At 71.1% G+C, this 17460-nt stretch carries 10 protein-coding genes; 6 read left to right on the top strand and 4 right to left on the bottom strand.

The annotated features are described in order from the left end of the window. Positions 1-169: 169 nt before the first annotated feature. The 5 genes from OG715_RS09935 to OG715_RS09915 all read left to right on the top strand — a co-directional run bounded on the left by OG715_RS09935 (position 170) and on the right by OG715_RS09915 (position 5078). Positions 170-1156, top strand: a complete 987-nt coding sequence (locus tag OG715_RS09935) for an aldo/keto reductase (protein ID WP_266275417.1) — start codon at positions 170-172, stop codon at positions 1154-1156. Positions 1157-1495: 339 nt separating this feature from the next. Continuing rightward, positions 1496-3025 (top strand): FAD-dependent monooxygenase, encoded by a 1530-nt coding sequence (locus OG715_RS09930; RefSeq protein ID WP_266275419.1) that lies wholly within the window; start codon positions 1496-1498, stop codon positions 3023-3025. Beyond that, positions 3022-3723: a hypothetical protein gene (locus OG715_RS09925; RefSeq protein ID WP_266275421.1), complete on the top strand. Its 702-nt coding sequence runs from the start codon at positions 3022-3024 to the stop codon at positions 3721-3723. Before OG715_RS09930 ends, OG715_RS09925 begins: the two co-directional genes overlap by 4 nt. Beyond that, entirely contained in the window at positions 3720-4376 is a 657-nt protein-coding gene (locus tag OG715_RS09920; RefSeq protein ID WP_266275423.1) for a TetR/AcrR family transcriptional regulator, read from the top strand. The genes OG715_RS09925 and OG715_RS09920 overlap by 4 nt, the downstream gene beginning before the upstream one ends. A 150-nt stretch (positions 4377-4526) precedes the next feature. Further along, entirely contained in the window at positions 4527-5078 is a 552-nt protein-coding gene (locus OG715_RS09915; RefSeq protein ID WP_266275425.1) for a DUF4188 domain-containing protein, read from the top strand. A gap of 67 nt (positions 5079-5145) precedes the next feature. Here OG715_RS09915 and OG715_RS09910 read toward each other — a convergent pair whose 3' ends face one another. Next, positions 5146-6006 carry an SCO6745 family protein gene (locus tag OG715_RS09910; RefSeq protein WP_266275427.1) on the bottom strand — a complete coding sequence of 287 codons (861 nt, stop codon included), beginning with the start codon at positions 6004-6006 and terminating at the stop codon, positions 5146-5148. A gap of 285 nt (positions 6007-6291) precedes the next feature. Between OG715_RS09910 and rpe the strand changes: the two genes are divergently transcribed. Continuing rightward, positions 6292-6975, top strand: a complete 684-nt coding sequence (rpe, locus tag OG715_RS09905; RefSeq protein WP_266275429.1) for a ribulose-phosphate 3-epimerase — start codon at positions 6292-6294, stop codon at positions 6973-6975. A gap of 590 nt (positions 6976-7565) precedes the next feature. Here rpe and OG715_RS09900 read toward each other — a convergent pair. The 3 genes from OG715_RS09900 to OG715_RS09890 form a co-directional block, all read right to left on the bottom strand. After that, positions 7566-9812, bottom strand: coding sequence for a UvrD-helicase domain-containing protein (locus tag OG715_RS09900; RefSeq protein WP_266275431.1), 2247 nt, complete (start codon positions 9810-9812; stop codon positions 7566-7568). After that, on the bottom strand, positions 9809-16738 hold the full coding sequence (locus OG715_RS09895) for a DEAD/DEAH box helicase (protein WP_266275433.1): 6930 nt from the start codon (positions 16736-16738) through the stop codon (positions 9809-9811). The genes OG715_RS09900 and OG715_RS09895 overlap by 4 nt, the downstream gene beginning before the upstream one ends. Positions 16739-16841: 103 nt before the next feature. Beyond that, positions 16842-17387, bottom strand: a complete 546-nt coding sequence (locus OG715_RS09890) for a hypothetical protein (protein WP_266275436.1) — start codon at positions 17385-17387, stop codon at positions 16842-16844. Between the last annotated feature and the right edge of the window lie 73 nt (positions 17388-17460).

The following is a 17460-nucleotide window of genomic DNA, read 5'->3' as shown; positions in this document are numbered from 1 at the left end:
AGGTCGGCCGTGCGCAGGGCCGTGCACCCGCAGGTGCAAGGTCCTCCGCACGGGGGACCGGCCCCGCGCCGACCCCTGCTGCGGCACAGTCGGACGCACCCCGGCAACCCGTTTCCCACGGGGCGGAATGTGCTGGACAGCGCGGCCGGTGCGGCGGAGGGTGGGGCGCATGGAGTTCACCCACCTCGGCCGCACCGGCCTCACCGTTTCCCGACTCTGCCTGGGCACCATGAACTTCGGTCCGCACACCGAGGAGTCCGACGCCCATCTGATCATGGACAGCGCCCACGAACGGGGCATCAACTTCTTCGACACCTCCAACAGTTACGGCCGCGACGCCGAGGGCAACCACAAGGGTCGCACCGAGGAGATCATCGGCCGCTGGCTGGCCAAGGGCGACGGCCGCCGCGAGCGCACCGTGCTCGCCACCAAGGCCTATGCCCCGATGGGCGATTGGCCGAACGAGGGGCGGCTCTCCGCGCTCGCGATCCGCCGTGCCGTGGAGGACAGCCTGCGCCGGCTGGGCACCGACCACATCGACCTCTACCAGATGCACCACATCGACCGGGACACGCCCTGGGAGGAGATCTGGCAGGCGATGGAGGTCCTGGTCGCCCAGGGCAAGATCATCTACGTCGGCTCCAGCAACTTCGCCGGCTGGCACATCGCCCAGGCCCAGGAGGCCGCCAAGGCACGGCACTTCCTCGGCCTGGTCAGCGAGCAGTCCCTCTACAACCTGCTGGACCGGACCATCGAACTGGAGGTGATCCCCGCTGTCGAGCACTACGGACTCGGCCTGCTGCCGTGGTCCCCGCTGCGCAGCGGCGTGCTCGGCGGCGCCCTGCGCAAGGAGCGCGAGGGCGGCCTGGTCCGCGGCGGTCTCCCGCACGCGGGCGAGATCCTGGCGGCCAACCGCGACCGCATCCAGGCCTACGAGGACCTCGCCGACGAACTCGGCGAGCACCCCGCGGACCTCGCCCTCGCCTGGCTGCTGTCCCGCCCCGTCGTGACCGCCCCGATCGTCGGGCCGCGTACCCTCGGCCACCTCGACGCGGCCGTGCACGCGCTGGACATCAAGCTCGACGACGACGTCCTGGCCCGCCTGGACACCCTCTTCCCGGGCCGCCGGCCCGCGCCGGAGGACTACGCCTGGTAGGAGGGGCGGTAGTTGTCCGTCGCGTCGTCCTCGTGTCCGCCGACCGGTGGTGGGCACGGGGGCGGTGTCCGTCGACGGCCGAAGCGGCGGCAACGCAGCAAAGGCAACAAAGGCAACAAAGGCAACAAAGGCAACAACAAAGGCAACAAGGAGAACTCCACTTGTTGCCACTCTCAACTTATAGCGGGTGGGGGGCCTTGCCGCAAGGGGGTGGGGGTGGCGCAGAATGACCGATCTGAAACGGGCGAGGATGAAAACGGCTGATTCATGGGATTTGGTCTTCTTTGTCTCCCCTGGTGGATGACGGAAAACTGCGGGACGGGGCGATCGGTGATGGATGTGCGTTCGACGACAGATGTGATCGTGGTCGGTGGCGGGCCGACCGGTCTGATGCTCGCGTGCGAGTTGCGGTTGCACGGGGTCGGCGTGGTGGTGCTGGAGCGGCTGGAGGAGCGGACGGCCGAGTCGCGCGGACGCGGACTGCACGCGCGCAGCGTGGAGATCATGGACCAGCGGGGGCTGCTGGAGCGGTTCCTCGCGGTGAGCGAGAAGTTCCGGGTGGGCGGGCTGTTCGGCGGCGTGATGGCGGCCTGGCCGGACAGCCTGGACACCGCCCACCCGTACGGGCTGGCGACGCCGCAGGCGGTCACCGAGCGGCTGCTGGAGGAACGGGCGCGGGAGCTGGGCGCCGAGATCCGGCGCGGCCGCGAGGTGGCCGGGCTGGACCAGGACGCGGACGGCGTGGACGTCGAACTGGTGGACGGCACCCGGCTGCGCTCGCGCTACCTCGTCGGGTGCGACGGCGGGCGCAGCACGGTGCGCAAGGCGCTCGGGGTGGGCTTCCCCGGTGAGCCGGCCACGGTCGAGACGCTGATCGGGGACCTGGAGTTCACCGAGGACCGGGCGAAGGTCGCCGAGGTGGTCGAGCGGGTGCGCCGGACCGAGCTGCGGTTCGGCGTGGCGCCGGACATCGACGGCCGCACGGGGGTCGCGCGGATGATCGTGCCCGCGGACGGCGTGGCCGAGGACCGGTCGACGCCGCCGACGCTGGAGGAGTTCAGGGCACGGCTGCGGGCCGTCGCGGGCACCGACTTCGGCGCGCACTCGCCGCACTGGCTCTCCCGTTTCGGCGACGCGACGCGGCAGGCCGAGCGCTACCGGGTCGGCCGGGTGCTGCTGGCCGGCGACGCCGCGCACATCCACCCGCCGACCGGCGGGCAGGGGCTCAACCTCGGGGTCCAGGACGCGTTCAACCTGGGCTGGAAGCTCGCCGCCGAGGTCGACGGGTGGGCGCCGGAGGGCCTGTTGGACAGCTACCACGCGGAGCGCCACCCGGTCGGCGCCCGGGTGCTGGCCAACACGCGGGCGCAGATGACCCTGCTCGGCAGCGGGTCGGGGCCGACCGCGCTGCGCGAGCTGTTCACGCGGCTGATGGAGTTCGAGGAGGTCAACCGCTGCATCACCGGCATGATCACCGCGGTCGACGTCCACTACGACTTCGGTGGTGGCCGCGCGGGCGACCAGGACGGCAGCCAGGACGGTGGCCATGACGGCGGACACGAGCTGATCGGCCGACGGCTTCGGGACGTGCCGCTGTCGGGCGGGCGCCGCCTCTACGGGCTGATGCACGAGGGGCGGGGGCTGCTGCTCGACCGCACCGGCGGGGGACGGTTGTCGGTCGACGGCTGGGCAGACCGGGTCGACCACGTCGTCGACGACCGGAGCTCAGAAGCATCCGTGGACGTGCCCGCGTTGCTGCTGCGGCCCGACGGCCACGTGGTCTGGGTCGGCGAGGACCGGCGCGAGCTTGAGGTCGCGCTGACCCGCTGGTGGGGCGCTCCGCTCCGTGAGGAGGAAGGGGAGCGTTGACGGACGTGACGGCCACGGACGCGGCGGTGCCGCTCGCGGAGCGCCGGGCGGAGGTGCTGGATCCCTCGGTGCCGTTGGAGGCACGGCGGCGGGTGATCGCGGAGTTGGAGACGGGGGATCCGCTGCTGCGCGAGTTGGCGTACACGGCGTTGCCGGAGGCGCTGGTGGACGCGTTGATCGCGCATCCGTCGGCGAGGGTCCGGGGGGACGCGGCCGAGCGGATCGACCTGACGGTGGCGCAGCGGCGGCGGCTCCTGCGTGACCCGAGGGGTGAGGTGCGGCTGATGGCGTTGGACTTCGGCGGACCGGACCTGGAGCTGGACGAGGCGGACGTCGATCGTCTGGTGGCGGATCCGAGGATCATCGTCCGCGAGGAGGTGGCCCGCCGGAGCGACCTGTCGAAGGAGCACGTGATCGCCCTGCTCGGGGACGTGAGCGGGTCGGTGCGGGTGCAGGTGGTCGGGCGCGCATGGCGGCACCTCGACGAGGCGGCGCGGGCCGCACTGCTGGCGGACCGGCACTCCGGGATCCGGGCGGCGGCGGTGCTGGCACGGGACGAGGTCCGGCCCGTCCGGCCCGCGGTCGCGTCGCGGCCGGGAGCAGCCGGGGTGGAGCGGGCCGGATCGCCGACGCCGCAACCGCCGACGCCGCAACCGCCGATGCCGCCCGCCGGGGGTGTGATAGCACTGCCCGCATGACGGAGAGGCCCGCGGGGCGCGGGAGTTACCACCACGGGGCGTTGCCCGAGGCGCTGGTCGGGGTGGCGTTCGAGCTGCTGGACGAGCTGGGGCAGGAGCAGGTCACCATGCGGGAGGTGGCCCGGCGGGCGGGGGTGTCGGCGGGGGCGCCGTTCCGGCACTTCGCGGACCGGCGGGCGCTGCTGACGGCGGTGGCGGACCGGGTACTGGCGGACTTCGAGGCCTGGCAGCGGGCCGAGGTCGCGACGGCCACGGGGGCGGCGGGGGCCGGGGAGGTTGCCGGTACCAGCGCCGGTGCCGGGGACCGGCGGGCGGTGCTGCGCGCGCTCGGGCTCGGCTTCGTCCGGTACGCAGTCCGGCACCCGCACCGGTTCGCACTGGTGCGCTCGCGGGTGTTCGCGCCGGCCCCGCAGCCGGAGCTGCGGGAGCGGCTGTCCGGGATCGACCGCGCGTACACCGAGGTGATCGTCGCCGACCAGGCGGCCGGCCTGCTGCGGCCCGGTGATCCGGAGCTGGCGGGGTTCGCGGGGCAGGCGCTGGTGTACGGGCTGGCGCAGATGATCCTGGACGGGTACCTGCCCGCCGAGAGGGCGGAGGAGGTGGCCGCGCAGGTGCTCGACACCTTCGGCCGGGGGATCGCCAACCCCCGTTGAGGAGAAGGAACTTCGCGGGCGGGACTTCGCGTGCGCGGAGGGTTGACCGGGTCGTTCCGCGCTGATGTAATCACCGCTTACATCGACCTCTACCCGCGAGTAGCCCAAGGGGCGGGAGGGTCGGAAGAGCCGACAGGGCTGGGGGTAGACGTGTTCGCGAAACCGACTCCGGGCTTCACCACCGCGGCCGCCACCGGGGATACCGTCGTCCTGCTCATCGGGATGCGGATCAACCGGTTCTGGGCCGTCCACCAGTGGTTCCCGATGCTGCTGGCGATGTTCCGGATGCTGCACGAGCTGGGCCGGCAACCGGAACGCGGCCTGCGCGGGAAGGTCCTGCTGACCGCCTCGCCGCGCACCTACTACGCCGTCCAGTACTGGGAGTCCGAGGAGAAGCTCTACGCGTACGCGACCGCGCCGGACGCCTTCCACCACCGGGTCTGGAAGATCGCCAACAACAAGCTCAAGAAGGGCAGCATGCGCGGCCACGTCGGCCTCTGGCACGAGGCGTACGTCGTGCCGGAGGGCGGCTACGAGTCCGTGTACTTCGACATGCCGCCGTTCGGCCTCGCGGGCGCGAGCGGGGTCCTGCCGGTGGAGAGCCGGGGGCGCAGCGCGCGGCAGCGGCTGGCGTTCCGCTCGGACCCGGAAGGGGAGGGGTCTGCCGCAACCCCGTCGGACACGTCGGACACGTCGGAGTGAACGACGGCGGCCCCCGCGGACTCCCTCCGCGGGGGCCGCCGACCGCTCGGGCGGCGGTACCCGCCGCTCAGGCGGTGGTGGTCGCCGGGAGGCCGATCGGGTTGATCGGGGGCAGTGCGCCGCGACAGAGTGCCGAGATCGGCTTGAGGGCCGCCGCGAGCCGGTCGAGTTCGGCCCTCGGGTGGTGCTCCCAGACCCGGGCGGCGGCGAGGTCGGTGGCGGCCTCCAGGGCGTGGTGCCGGATCCGGCCGCACTCGGTGATGGTGCCGCGCTCGGTGATCCAGCCGCGCTCCACCAGCCGGGCCGCCGCCGCGTCCCACTCGGCGTCCGTCCAGCCGCGCACCGGCTGCAGCGCCTCGCGCCGCACGTCCAGGGCGCAGCGCACCACCAGCGCCTCGCAGCCGTCCAGGCCGGCGGCGACCAGGGCGGCGACATGGCCGTCACCCCGGTGCTCGCGCATCACCGTGGCGGCCTGCCAGAGCCGCCCGTGAGGGTCGGACGGGCTGGGGAGGGCGGCGTTGGCGGCGGCCAGCACCCGGCCGGCGCAGTCCAACCGGGTGACCGCGTCCGCCAGCAGGTCCGCCGCCAGCTCGATCTGAGCCGGGTCGACGTGCTCCAGCAGCCGCCTCAGGGCCGCCGAGGCGCCGTCGATCCGGGCGGCGAGCGCGGCCTCCGGGGCGGCCAGCTTCCAGATCGCCGGGAGGGCGCGCTCGATCGGGGCGGGCGCGAAGTTGAAGAACGCGGCGATCACCGGCGGGGCGTCCACCGCGCCGAGCGGGGCGGCCCGGCCGCCGAAGTAACTGCGGGCTACGCCGCGCAGGCCGACCTCCTCGAAGGCGGCGAGGCCCTCGGGGGTGAAGTAGGTGACGGCGTGCACGGGTTCGAAGAGCCACCACAGGGCGCGGGCGGGGTGGACCAGATCGGCCAACGGAGGACCTTCCTCGAAGGAGCGCGGGGAGCGCGAGGGGGAGGGATACGGTGTCGTACAGGCCTGATGACCACGGTGGCCGTCACGATAACCCTGCCCCCGGTGTGATGACGGTCACGGGGAGGTCTCACTGGTGACACGCCCCCGACGGCGCGAGGGATGATGGGCGCGTGCGCGCCCCGTGCGCGCCCCGGACCCCAGGGTGCCGGGCCCGGACCGCCGGGCCCCGGGGCCCCGGGACTCCGAACACCCTCGGCACGCAGGCAAGAAGAGGTAACAGGCCCCATGGCGCAGATCAACCCCAGCATCCTGTCCGCGGACTTCGCCCGCCTCGCCCAGGAGGCCGAGGCCGTGCGGGGCTCGGACTGGCTGCACGTCGACGTGATGGACAACCACTTCGTGCCGAACCTGACCCTCGGCGTCCCGATCGTCGAATCGCTCGCCCGGGCCACCGACATCCCGCTCGACTGCCACCTCATGATCGAGGACCCGGACCGCTGGGCGCCCCAGTACGTCGAGGCGGGCGCCGGCTCGGTCACCTTCCACGTCGAGGCCGCCGCCGCCCCCGTCCGGCTCGCCCGCGAGATCCGCGCCAAGGGCGCCCGGGCGTCGATGGCGCTCAAGCCGGCCACGCCGATCGAGCCCTACGAGGACCTGCTGCCGGAACTCGACATGCTGCTGATCATGACCGTCGAGCCCGGCTTCGGCGGCCAGGCGTTCCTGGACATCATGCTGCCGAAGATCCGCCGGACCAGGGAGCTCATCTCCAAGCACGGCCTCGAACTGTGGCTCCAGGTCGACGGCGGGGTGTCGGCGAGCACCATCGAGCGCTGCGCCGAGGCGGGCGCGGACGTCTTCGTCGCCGGCTCCGCGGTGTACGGGGCCGAGGACCCGGCCGAGGCGGTCGCCAAGCTGCGCACCCTCGCGGACGCCGCCACCGCCGGCGCCGGGTGGGCCTGCGCGCACTGACGCGGCGGCCGGGTGGTCCCGGATGGAGGATCGCCGCACCCTGGTGGAGGCTCGTTGCGACGACCCCTCCGGCCCGGGAGCGGCGGTCCTCCGGCCCGGGCCCGGCCCGACGCATTACGGTGGTGAACACGCCATGAGCAACCTCGACGCCCGGCCCGCCCCGACCACCTGCGACGGCCAGTCCGGATGCGAGCCGGTCCGCGAGCTACTGACTGCCCGCCAGGCACCGTGGGTGAGAACACGGTGGTCTGCCGTCTGCTCCCTAACCGGGGGCGCCGGATGACCAACATCACCGTCGCCGCCGCCACCGATCTCCACCTCCCGTGGGACCTCGACTTCGAGTGCGCCGTCCTCACCGTGCCCGGCTGCACCACCATTACCCTCCTCCTCAGCGGACCACCCGCTTCGGCGAGGTCCACGGCTACGAGGGCGCCCGCCTCCACGCCCCGGCCCTCCCCGACATCCCCTGAATGCAGACGGGAGCGCTGAGGTTTAAGGCTTCTACATCTTGCTTCGGAAGGCGGGATGTGGCTGTTGATGGTGAATGGTTGACGGTCCCGAACCGGGAGGTCGCACGAGCCTGACGCGGCTCAGGGGGCAAGTACAGGCTTCAGGAAGGGGCTCGGCTCGCCGTGCCAGAAGATGTCGACGCTGTCCCTGGCACGAGTGACGGCAACGAAGAGCAGCGAGCGGGCGCGCTGCATTTCCCGGCGGTACCGCACGAGGTCAGTGCCCTTCAGACGGTTCACGTTGTCACGCGGCACCAAACCGTTGCGGACCCCGGCGATGATCATCCGCTGATACTCCAGGCCCTTGAACCTGAACATCGTGCCGATGTGCACCCCATCGTCGCTCTTGGGGCCGTCGGGGCCGATTTCCACCGCAGGGATTCCGTGCTGTGCCAGGGTGTAGGCGACCTCTCCCGCCATCTGGTTGGTGGGGACACAGACTGCGATCTGTTCCAGGGGGATCCGCTCGTCGGGGTGGGCGCTCCAGGCTGCGATGTGCTCGGCGATGGCGATTCGCTCTGTGCTCCAGTCAGCACAGGGGTGCAGCCGGGGAGCAGAGCCGTTGAGGACGGAGCGGAAGCCCGCCAAGGTTTCCTCGCCGCCGTTGAGGTCGTCGTAGGACTCTCCGCTGAGGACGTCCAAGGCCGAGCGCAGGATCTGGCGCGTGGTGCGGTAGCTGAGAGTGAGCTTTGACGAGCGACCCCGGATGTGGACACCCAGGCTTCCGAGGGTCACCTGGTTCCGGTAGATGCGCTGGTGGGTGTCACCGACAAGGAAGATGTCGTCCTGGCCACTCGGGACCATGGCCCGGAGCATCTTCCAGTGAGCCGGACGCAGGTCCTGTGCCTCGTCGACCACGATGTGCTGGTACCGGTATCGCAGCCAGCCCTTGGAGCCGTCCTGGAGGTGGATGTTGTCCAAACCGCCGGCCTCGTCACGATGGGCCTCGACCGAGGCGATCCGCCGTTCGCGTTCCACTTCCAGACGTGCCGCCCGCTCGGTCACCTGGTCCCAGGTCTGCCGTCGGGAGCGGTCCAGCCGCTGGGTGAAGCGCTCGACGAGCTGCCAGATCTCGGCGCGCTCGGTACGACCGATGCTGCCGCGCCCCGCCCGGCGAGCCCTGAAGTAGTCCGCGCGTGATCCGATCACTTGCCCGAGGATCACCTGGGTCCACTCCTCGTGGAGGAACTCGGCATCCCACGCGGTCTCACCGAGCTCGTCAAGCAGCGCTTGCCACTCGCGTACGGCCTGGTTGTCGTCGATCGTCTGCTTGGAGTTGCCCGGTTCGGCCTCCCGGACGACCCGAAGCGCGAGTTGGTCGACGTGGCTGATCTCCACCCTGGCCAGTAGCCCCTCCCCTCCGAGTTCGAGGAGACGTGAACGCAGGTCCGCGGCGAGGTTCTTGTTGTAGGTGGTGAGAAGGACGGGCTTGGTGTGGCCCCGGGGCAGCCGGTCGACCAGGTGCTGGACGCGGTGGAGGGCAACGATCGTCTTGCCCGTCCCCGGGCCACCACTCACACGGGCCGGCCCGGAGTAGGTGCGTTCCACCAATTTCGACTGGGTGGGGTGGAGGAACACCTTCCAGCGTCCGAAGTCGCCGTCCTTCAGAACCTCCTCCAGGGCCGCGTCGGAGGTGGTGACCATGGTGGCGGGTCGTTCGGCGGCAGCCTGGAAGTCCTCCGGGTCGACCGGATCAGGCACGGCAACCGGGGTGGTGACCTGGTCGAGGATGCTGTCGAAGTCCTTGCCGTCGACGATGGCCAGGAGCACTTCCGCGGTGAGCTGCGGGGCGTATTCGACGAGACCGAGCAGCTGGTCCTCGGTGGTGAGCGTGCGGATGACCGGGAGGAGCGGCGCGGCGACCCCGAGGTCGCTCAGCTGCTCGTCGCTCCAGTCCGCGAAGAGTCCGCGGGGCGTGGCCGGTTCGACCGGCTGGCGACCTGACGTCGGCGGTGCCGGGGCGAGGACCCGCAGGAGGCTCTCCTCCACCACCTGGAGGTCGACGTACTCGATGCCGCCGGTGATGTGGTTGATCCCGTAGGCGAGCCGGTCGAGGTTCTCGTAGACGTCCTTGCGGTGCTTGACCGCAACGATCAGCCAGTCGTCGTCCGCCAGGCGCAGGAGCAGGGCACGATGGTCATCGTTGACCCGGGCCGACCAGAGTCGGCTGTCTCCCTTGAGCTGCTGGAGCTTGAGGCCGGTGGCCTGTGGGTTCGCCTTGAACTTGTGCTGGAAGTCGTAAAGGGCGCCCTTGACCGAGCGGGGGAGTTTGAGGATCTCCTTGTCCGCCTTGTCCAACAGGCGAAGGGTGATTCCCGGGGTCTTCATCGCTCTGATTCTCCGTCGGTGGTCGTGCCGTTTCGTCGGTGTTGAGGTGCAGTCCGGCCGTAGCCCCGCAGGCCGAGCCGCTCGGCGAGTGCCTGGGCGTCCCAGCTCATGGCCGGGCGGACGTCCCAGCCGGCGGCGTGGAAGGCTTTGTCACGGTCCTGGGCTTCGAAGTCCTGCTCCCCGCCGGCCACGCGAGGAGCGAGAACGATGCCGATCCGCTCTTCGGGCCACGCGAGTTCGGCCTGCCAGCCGTTGCTGTCGAGCTCGTGGCCGCCCTTCGGAGCGGGCGCACCGGCCTCCGCCAGGTGATGTGCGAGCTCGGCGAGGCCGACCTCGTCCGGGTCGAGGTATTCGAGTACCCGGATCCACGCCGCGTCGGGCTCGGAGGCTGGGACAGGGACCGCCGCCTCTGCGGAAGTTCCCTTGCCGACCTGCGGTACGAGGGGGGCCGGAGACACACGACCCGGACCTTCCGGGACATCCTTCGGGCCCTGCTGTTGCCCTACCGGGGTCTGCCGGGTCGACGCCAGCCAGCCGTCGCCGCCGCTCACCGTCAGGGTCTCGACGGAGAAGCCGTCCAGGAGGCCCGTGGTGAGCTGGACACTGTCGCCGCCGCCGTGCTCCAGGAACTGCAGCAGGTTGGTCCAGAAAAGCCAAGAACGCCAGCGCTGCTTGTGTGACGGCTCGTCATCGTGGACACGCTCGGCGTCGTCGAGGACGGCGAGCGCGCTCCAGACTGGTGGCGTGCGGCGTCCGTCGGCGGCCAGGACCAACCGGAGGCCCGAGCGGTCCGGAGCGGTGATGATCTGCACCGGTCCTCGCGGACCGGCAGGTACTCCGCCGCCGACGGCCGTGCGGACTTGCGGTCCGACCGCGTCGACCGTAAGTGCGGCGGCGCGTGCTCCCGTGACACCGGTCAGCCCTGCAACGGCGGCCTCCGCGCGCCACTGCCACCGGGCGGCGCCCGGCGAGCGCAGGTAGGCGAGCAGCAGGTTGGCGGGGTTGACCCAGACGGTCTCGGAGAGTTCGCCCGGCAGGCTGCTGCGGACATTGGCGTAGTACTTCCGTGCCCTCTCCTCCCCGTCGCCACCCGGTCCGTAGGGTCGCCAGACCGGGGCGTTCGGCCCGCCGCCGGCGTGGCCGTTGTCGGAGACGAGGCGGCGCCAGTCCTTGACGTCGAAGTAGGTGAGCTGGAAGACACGCAGGCCGTCCGTCCGGAGCCGAGCGCGCTTCACAGCGTCGTCCGCGAGCCTGTTGTGCCGCGGGCCGGCGTGGTACTCGTAGCCGTCCAGATAGACGGCGAGCCGGGGTCCGGGGGCGTCGAGCCGCTCGAAGAGGACGTCCGGGCGGGTGCCGTCCAGAGTCCGTTGCTGGGAGACCCGCCAGCTCACGGTCGAGCCGTCGTTGCCGGTCAGGCGGAGTTCGAGGGAGTACGTCCCCGCCGAGGTCGTGTAGGCGTCCGCGCTCGCCCGGGACTCGGGCAGTCGGGCCCACTCCCTCAGGGTGTCGACGAACATGATCTCCAGATCGCTCTCGGCCTGCTGCTCCAGGGAGATGTGACGCGTGGTCGTGACCGGCGAGGTGTGCCAGCGCTCCCCGTCCGTGCCGAGCAAGTCGTCGAGCATCTGGCGGACCTCGCTGCGGCTGACCTTGTCGTAATCCGTGGCCGGTACGCGGCGCAGCAGACAGCGGTGACAGCCGTCCTGGCTCTTCTCCTGGCAGGGGCAGCTCTCGATGACGTCGCGTGCCCTGAGCAGGACCTCCTTGAAGCCGTCCGCCGAAGCCAGCCGGTGCAGGTAGCCGGTACCGCCGGGAAGGCGGTCGTAGACGACCAGGAAGCGTTGGGGCCAGTCGGAGTCGCTGCCGTCGGGCATGGAGGCGGCTGCGATGTCGATGTGGTCCGGGTCGCCGCCGTAACGTGCTGCTATGCCGACGAACAGGGCCGCGGTGAAGGACGCCAAGCGCTCCTTCACCCGTGCCACCGAGGCGGGCAGCAGGATTCGAACGGCCTCGGTGGTCAACTCGTGGGCGAGCAGCAGGGGTACGTCCTGCGGCTCGCTCCGGCCGGATCCGGCGGGCTGCGGCGCCCGCCGGCGGGGGCACCAGAGCAGATGGTGGGCGCCGGCCCTGGAAGGAGTGCTGAGCGACTGGGTGAGGGCCTCTGCCGGAGCATCGACGACGGGGCGGCCGTCGGCCGTTGCACCTCCGCAACTCGTGCACACGAAGAACGGGTTGAGGCGAACGTCCTCGCCGGCCACGGGCACGGTGCTGCTGCCGTCCTGGCGGTCGAGGCCCAGGTTGAGTGTCCGTACCACCGCACGGCGGGCGAAGTCGACCCCGAAGGTCGCTGTCCTGTGACGCCATGAGCCGGGGGCGAGCTGGTCAGGGTCGATGTCGACGGAGGTGAGGACGGAGTACCGCCGGCGCTCCCGTTCGTCCTTGTCGTCACGGACCCGGGCGTCGTCCCGTTTGTCACGGGCCACCACCTGACGGGGCTGGAGTACGTACTGGACGCACCCGGCGTCTGCGATGGCACGACCACCGCAGCGGGGGCACGGATCGGTGTCGGTGAGCGCGTTCTCGGTGCGGACGAACCCGCAGGACGGGCAGAGTCGCCAGACGGACCAGGCCCGCCTCTCGGAGCTGCCGATGTCCAGGGCCCGCACCACGTGCCGGTAGCCGTTGACGTAGAAGCTGCTTCCTGGCGCGAGTTCGGTGAGGGCGAGTCGACGGGAGCGGTCGTAGCCGCGGACCTCGCTGCGGTAGACCTGGGCGGTCCCGCCCGCCGAGTCCCCGGGGTTCGTGGTGACTCCGTCCGCCTCGGTCGGGTCCTCCCGCCAGTAGAGGGTGGCCTCCAGCCTGGTGGTCGTGTCGGCGAGGCTGTAGTTGGGCAGCAGCCCGAGCTCGACCAATGCGCCGTGGGCGCTCGCCCGGTTCAGCGCACCCAGGAGGTCTGCGGTGCTTCGCAGTTCGGCGCGCAGTTCCCGCCGCTCGCGGTCCTGTTCCGGGTCGGTCGGTACCAGGGCATCGGCGGCCTTGTTGATGGCTGAAAGGCGGCGCTTCAGCTCCTCGCGGCGGAGCACCCAGGCTTCCTCGGCCTCCTGCAGACAGCGGGCGATGCCGCCGGTGGCGTAGGCGCGCAGTTCGTCGGCCGCATGGTCGGAGACACCGGCGTCCTCGTCCGGGCTGGTGCCGCTCGGGAAGAGCGCCAGGAACTCCTCCACCAGGGTCTTTCCGTGGGTGAGTGCGGCGTCGGCCAGGTCCTGGCACCATCCGGTGGTGCCGAACAGTGCCGACACCAGCCTGGGCACGGGCTGCAGCCGCTCGCCGTCGGCCGTGGTCAGCTTCCCGGCGGCGGCCAGGTCGAGCAGTTGTGCCGTGTACTGGCGGCGGAGGATCTCGACGGCGGACAGGTAGCAACCCGGTGGCACGATGTCGCCGGCGATCATCTCGCGCGGATCGTCGAGGTAGTACAGGTCGCGGGCCCTGCGGCCGCCGAAGGCGACGACGAGGGCATTGCCGGTCTTCCGGCCGGCGCGACCGGCCCGTTGGACGTAGTTCGCCGGTCCGTCTGGCAGGGAGCCGAGCAGGACGGCGGACAGGTCACCGATGTCGATGCCGAGTTCGAGGGTCGGCGTGCAGGACAGCACGTTGGGGTCGGTGTAGTGCGCGCCGGACCGGAACGCCCGCTCGACCCGCTCCCGCTCGGGGCGGGTGAGCATGCCGGTATGCTCGGCGGTCACCACACGGAAGGTGCCGCCGGTCAGGTAGAGACGCCGGTAGTAGTCGTCGGCGTAGTCGCGTTCCTGGACGCTGCCGAAGCCGGACGTGGTGCCACCGGTGGGGGAAGCACCGTACTGCGGCGGTGTCAGGATTCCCTTGCAGCGGTAACGGGGGCACGGGTGCCCGTACCAGCGTGTGCGTCGTTCGGGTGGTACGACCTGTTGCCAGCCGCAGTCCTCACAGCTGACGAAGGCCTTGTTGACGATCGAGTCGTCGAGCAGCCGTACCTCGATATGGCCGGGCTGAAGCCCGTAGACGCGCGTGGTGCGGTCCTGTGCCGTGCGGACGGCCAGGACCTGCTCGTCGGCGAGCGCGGGCAGCAGCCGGCGCAGGTACTCGGTGGCACCGGCGGAGTCGAGCCCGAGGCACCGCCTGGTCCAGTCCTGGTACCAGCCGCCCCGGCCCGACACCGTGTCGAATTGTGACTTGTCCTTCTGCCCGTCGAGCAGGAACCGCGGCGGTGCCATCCCGTCGGGGAAGGCCGGCATGCCGTCGGGGCGGCCGCCCCAGATCTTGAACCGGGCGACGCCCGCGTCCCTCATCCACGGCTCCAGCCAGCGATGCCGCACCCCACCACGCTGACGCAGGCGTTCCAGCAAACCACGCACATAGGCGACGTAGCGCTCGGAGGTCGGCATCGACCCCACAGCGACCAGCTGGCCCGGCAGGGCGAGGTGCAGATCCCGTGCGAGAGCGGCGACGCGGTCGGGCTCCTCCAGGACGACCTCGGCTGCGGCCGTCCGAGTGAGCTCCAGGGTGCGCCCGAGTCTTGAACGCAGCCCGAACTCCATGACGGTGGCGAACGCCAGCCGCTCGCCGATCAGCCTCCAGGTACGAGCGTCACCGGTGCCCCGCCCGGACAACAGCCGGTCCACGCCGACCTCGTCGTGCAGGTCCGGCGGGACGACCGCGGCCAGTGTGCCGGGGTCGTCCACCGAGTCCAGGACGTTGCCGATCAGGTCGTTGAGCGGGAGCGGCGCACCGGAGTCCTCCAGGTTGTGCGCAAGCAGGGACCGGAGGGAGAACTTGTAGGAGGCGTTGGCGATGTACCCGGCCCGGTGTGCCGCGTCCTGGGTGGAGTCGTTGAAGACCAGCGTCTTGCGCTCTTCGGGGACGAGGGCGATGTCGCCGCCGGTGAACAGCTGCGTGACGGTGGCCGAGGCGAGCGCTGCCAGGGCAGTACCGAGGAAGCGGATGCCGTTGTCGGTGTTGCACGCGGGGCAGCGGTCGTCCGTGGCCGCCTTGTCGGCGGTCCTCTTGTCCAGGATCGCCAGGGCGAACCAGGCATCGAGCAGATCCCCGTCGTCGGCGGTGACCGGCATGCGGTAGGTGCCCTGTGCCCCGTCGAGCACGATCACGGACAGCGGGTCGACCCCACCGCTCGCCGGCCGGGAACCGGTGAGGGCGGCGAGCGCCTCCTGCTTCTCTGCCCGGGTGGCGGAGATGAAGTAGCGGATGCGCCGCTTGTCCCGTCCGAGGCCTGCCCGCCAGATCTTGTCGTGGGCCATCACGAGTTGCTGCGGGTCGGCTTCCGGGGAGAGCGCGGCCCACCCGGAGCGCCCGCAGTTGCGGCAGTAGACGGCCGGGAGGTGGACTTGTGCCGGGCGAACCGCAGTGTCCGCACCGGGGAGTGCTTCGGGCCGCTGCGAGCCGCTCGACGGCCAGCCGCCGGACGAGGAGTCGCCGTCCTCGCTGTCCAGCGGCAGCGCGGCGGTCGCGTTCCGGCGGGCAGCCGTCCGGTCGTCCTCGTACCAGCGGAACTCCGGCGCACCGCCGAGGCCTCGCAGCACCCTGGTCACCGGCCGGACCCACAGGTGGGCCTCGACGTGCAACAGAGGGCGCGGTCGTCGCTCGTCGGAATCCGGGTCCCGCGCGGCGGACAGCAGGGCGACGAAGCGGGACAGCGCCTGCAGCGCGAGCCGGGGATTCTCCCGCGCGGTACGGCCCCACGCGTAACCGAAGCGCGCCAAACGGTCCCGCAGGCCCCACTCGTCGAGCGGTTCGCCGTCGAGCAGGGCCAGGACTCCATGGGTGAAGTCGTGGCGCCGCAGCATCCGCCCGACCTGGAAGGCGTCGAGCCCGGAGCGTCCCAGCATGCGGGTCGCGAGGCCGTTCAGGTCCAGCATTTTGGGGTTCGACTCCACGCCCGGACCGCCCGAAGCCGTGATGACCTCCTGCGGGGTCGGAGGCTCGGGAAGCTCGTAGTCCACCGCACCGGTGAACTCCTCGGCGGACATCCGCTCCTCGCCGATCAGCGTGTCCGGCGCGAACGGCATCCCGAACACCTGGGCGGCGACATCGAGGATGCCGCCCGCCTGACCGCCGGGGCGACCTTCGCCGAGGGTGGCCGATGTGGCCACCGGGCAGATCGACCCGAGCGGGCTGCCCGGACGGGTGGCCCCGACGACGGCGGCCAGCCGCCGAAGCAGCATGGCGACGTCGGTGCCCTGCGCCCCGTCGTAGGTGTGGAACTCGTCCAGGACCACGTGGGTGATCTCGGCGCCCTCCCACAACGGGCGGTCCTCACCGCGTTGGAGAAGCAGGTCGAGCATTTTGTAGTTGGTGATCAGCACGTCCGGCGGCGAGACCCGCATCTCCTCACGGCGCGTCATCACCCGCCGGAAGTCGGTGTCCGGACGGTCGCCGATGTAGAGCCCGGCTGTGACCTCCGCCAGCTCCGGCTGCGCCAGGTAGTCCCCGATACGCCCGGCCTGGTCGGTCGCCAAGGCGTTCATCGGGTACAGCAGGACGGCCTTGACCCCCCGCCGCCCGCGCGCCTTCTCCCGGCGGCAGTGATCGAGCACGGGAATGAGGAACGACTCGGTCTTCCCCGAGCCGGTACCGGTCGTCACCAGCGTCGGCCGGGCCGGGCCGTGCAGGGTGCTCAGCCGCTCCCAGGCCTTGGCCTGGTGCCGGTACGGCGGGAACCCGGGCTGCCACTCCAGGTGCCGCTGCCAGCCCTCGTCCGCGATGTGGAACGGCGTCCTGATCCGCAGGTAGGGCCCGCGGAAGATCCCGGTCTCCGGGTGACCGAGGAATCGTTCGAGGGCGCTGCGGGTGTCCTCGTCCGCGAGGGCGTACGTCGTCGTGAGGTACTGCGTCAGACTGCCGCGCACCTGCGCGGCGGCCAGGGTGGGCCTCACGGCGGACTCCTTCGACGTGCGCTTTCACGGAGTGTGGATCACTCGATCACTGGATCACCCACACCGTATAGTGCGGCACCGACCTATCGGGCCCCGTTCTCGGTCACGACCAGGCTTCGAGTTCCTTGACGAACTCGGTGTAGGAGCAGTTGCGGGCCTTCGGTCGGGGCGTGACGAGCTTGTGCTTCGCGGCCTGCTCCATGATGGACGGGGCGTGCTTCTCCTCGTACCGAGGCGTGCGGAGCTGCGTCTCCAAGTGCTTCTTGGCATCGGCGATCATGCCGAGGTCTCGCCCGGCGTCCTTCGCGTCCAGCTTCCAGTTGGGCTTGGTCTTGGGGAACGCGCCGGGGAAGAGCATCAGCCATGCCTCCATCTCGGAGGCCGCCAGGGCGAGGGCGGAGTTGCACTTCGTGAAGGCACGTTGAAGCTCACCGGAGAGCCCGTCCCGGGTCTTCTCGTAGACGCTGTTCGTGACGCCGTCCATGTCCACATGGACCACGATGCCGAAGAGCTGGGCATTGTGCCTTTCCGCCAGGGCCTGGGCGATCTGACGGAGTTCGTCCAGGGTCGGTGCGAGCCGGGCCTTGGCCTTGTCCAGCCGCATCTTGTCCTGTTTGATCTGGACGACCTTCGGCCCGGGCTTCGGCAAGAGCTCCGGTATGAGGTGCTGCAGTACCTCCCGGTCGAAGGGGCCCTCGCCGGCCACGGCGATGATGGACTTC

It is taken from the genome of Kitasatospora purpeofusca (assembly GCF_036010405.1).
In the GTDB taxonomy this organism is placed as follows: domain Bacteria; phylum Actinomycetota; class Actinomycetes; order Streptomycetales; family Streptomycetaceae; genus Kitasatospora; species Kitasatospora purpeofusca.
This window is presented reverse-complemented; position numbering and strand designations above follow the sequence as displayed.

What these genes read in the sequence shown, in the direction of transcription:
- OG715_RS09920 (WP_266275423.1), top strand. Translation starts at nt 3,720, where the DNA reads ATGACGGAGAGGCCCGCGGGGCGCGGGAGTTACCACCACGGGGCGTTG.
- rpe (WP_266275429.1), top strand. Translation starts at nt 6,292, where the DNA reads ATGGCGCAGATCAACCCCAGCATCCTGTCCGCGGACTTCGCCCGCCTC.
- OG715_RS09935 (WP_266275417.1), top strand. Translation starts at nt 170, where the DNA reads ATGGAGTTCACCCACCTCGGCCGCACCGGCCTCACCGTTTCCCGACTC.
- OG715_RS09900 (WP_266275431.1), bottom strand. Translation starts at nt 9,812, where the DNA reads ATGAAGACCCCGGGAATCACCCTTCGCCTGTTGGACAAGGCGGACAAG.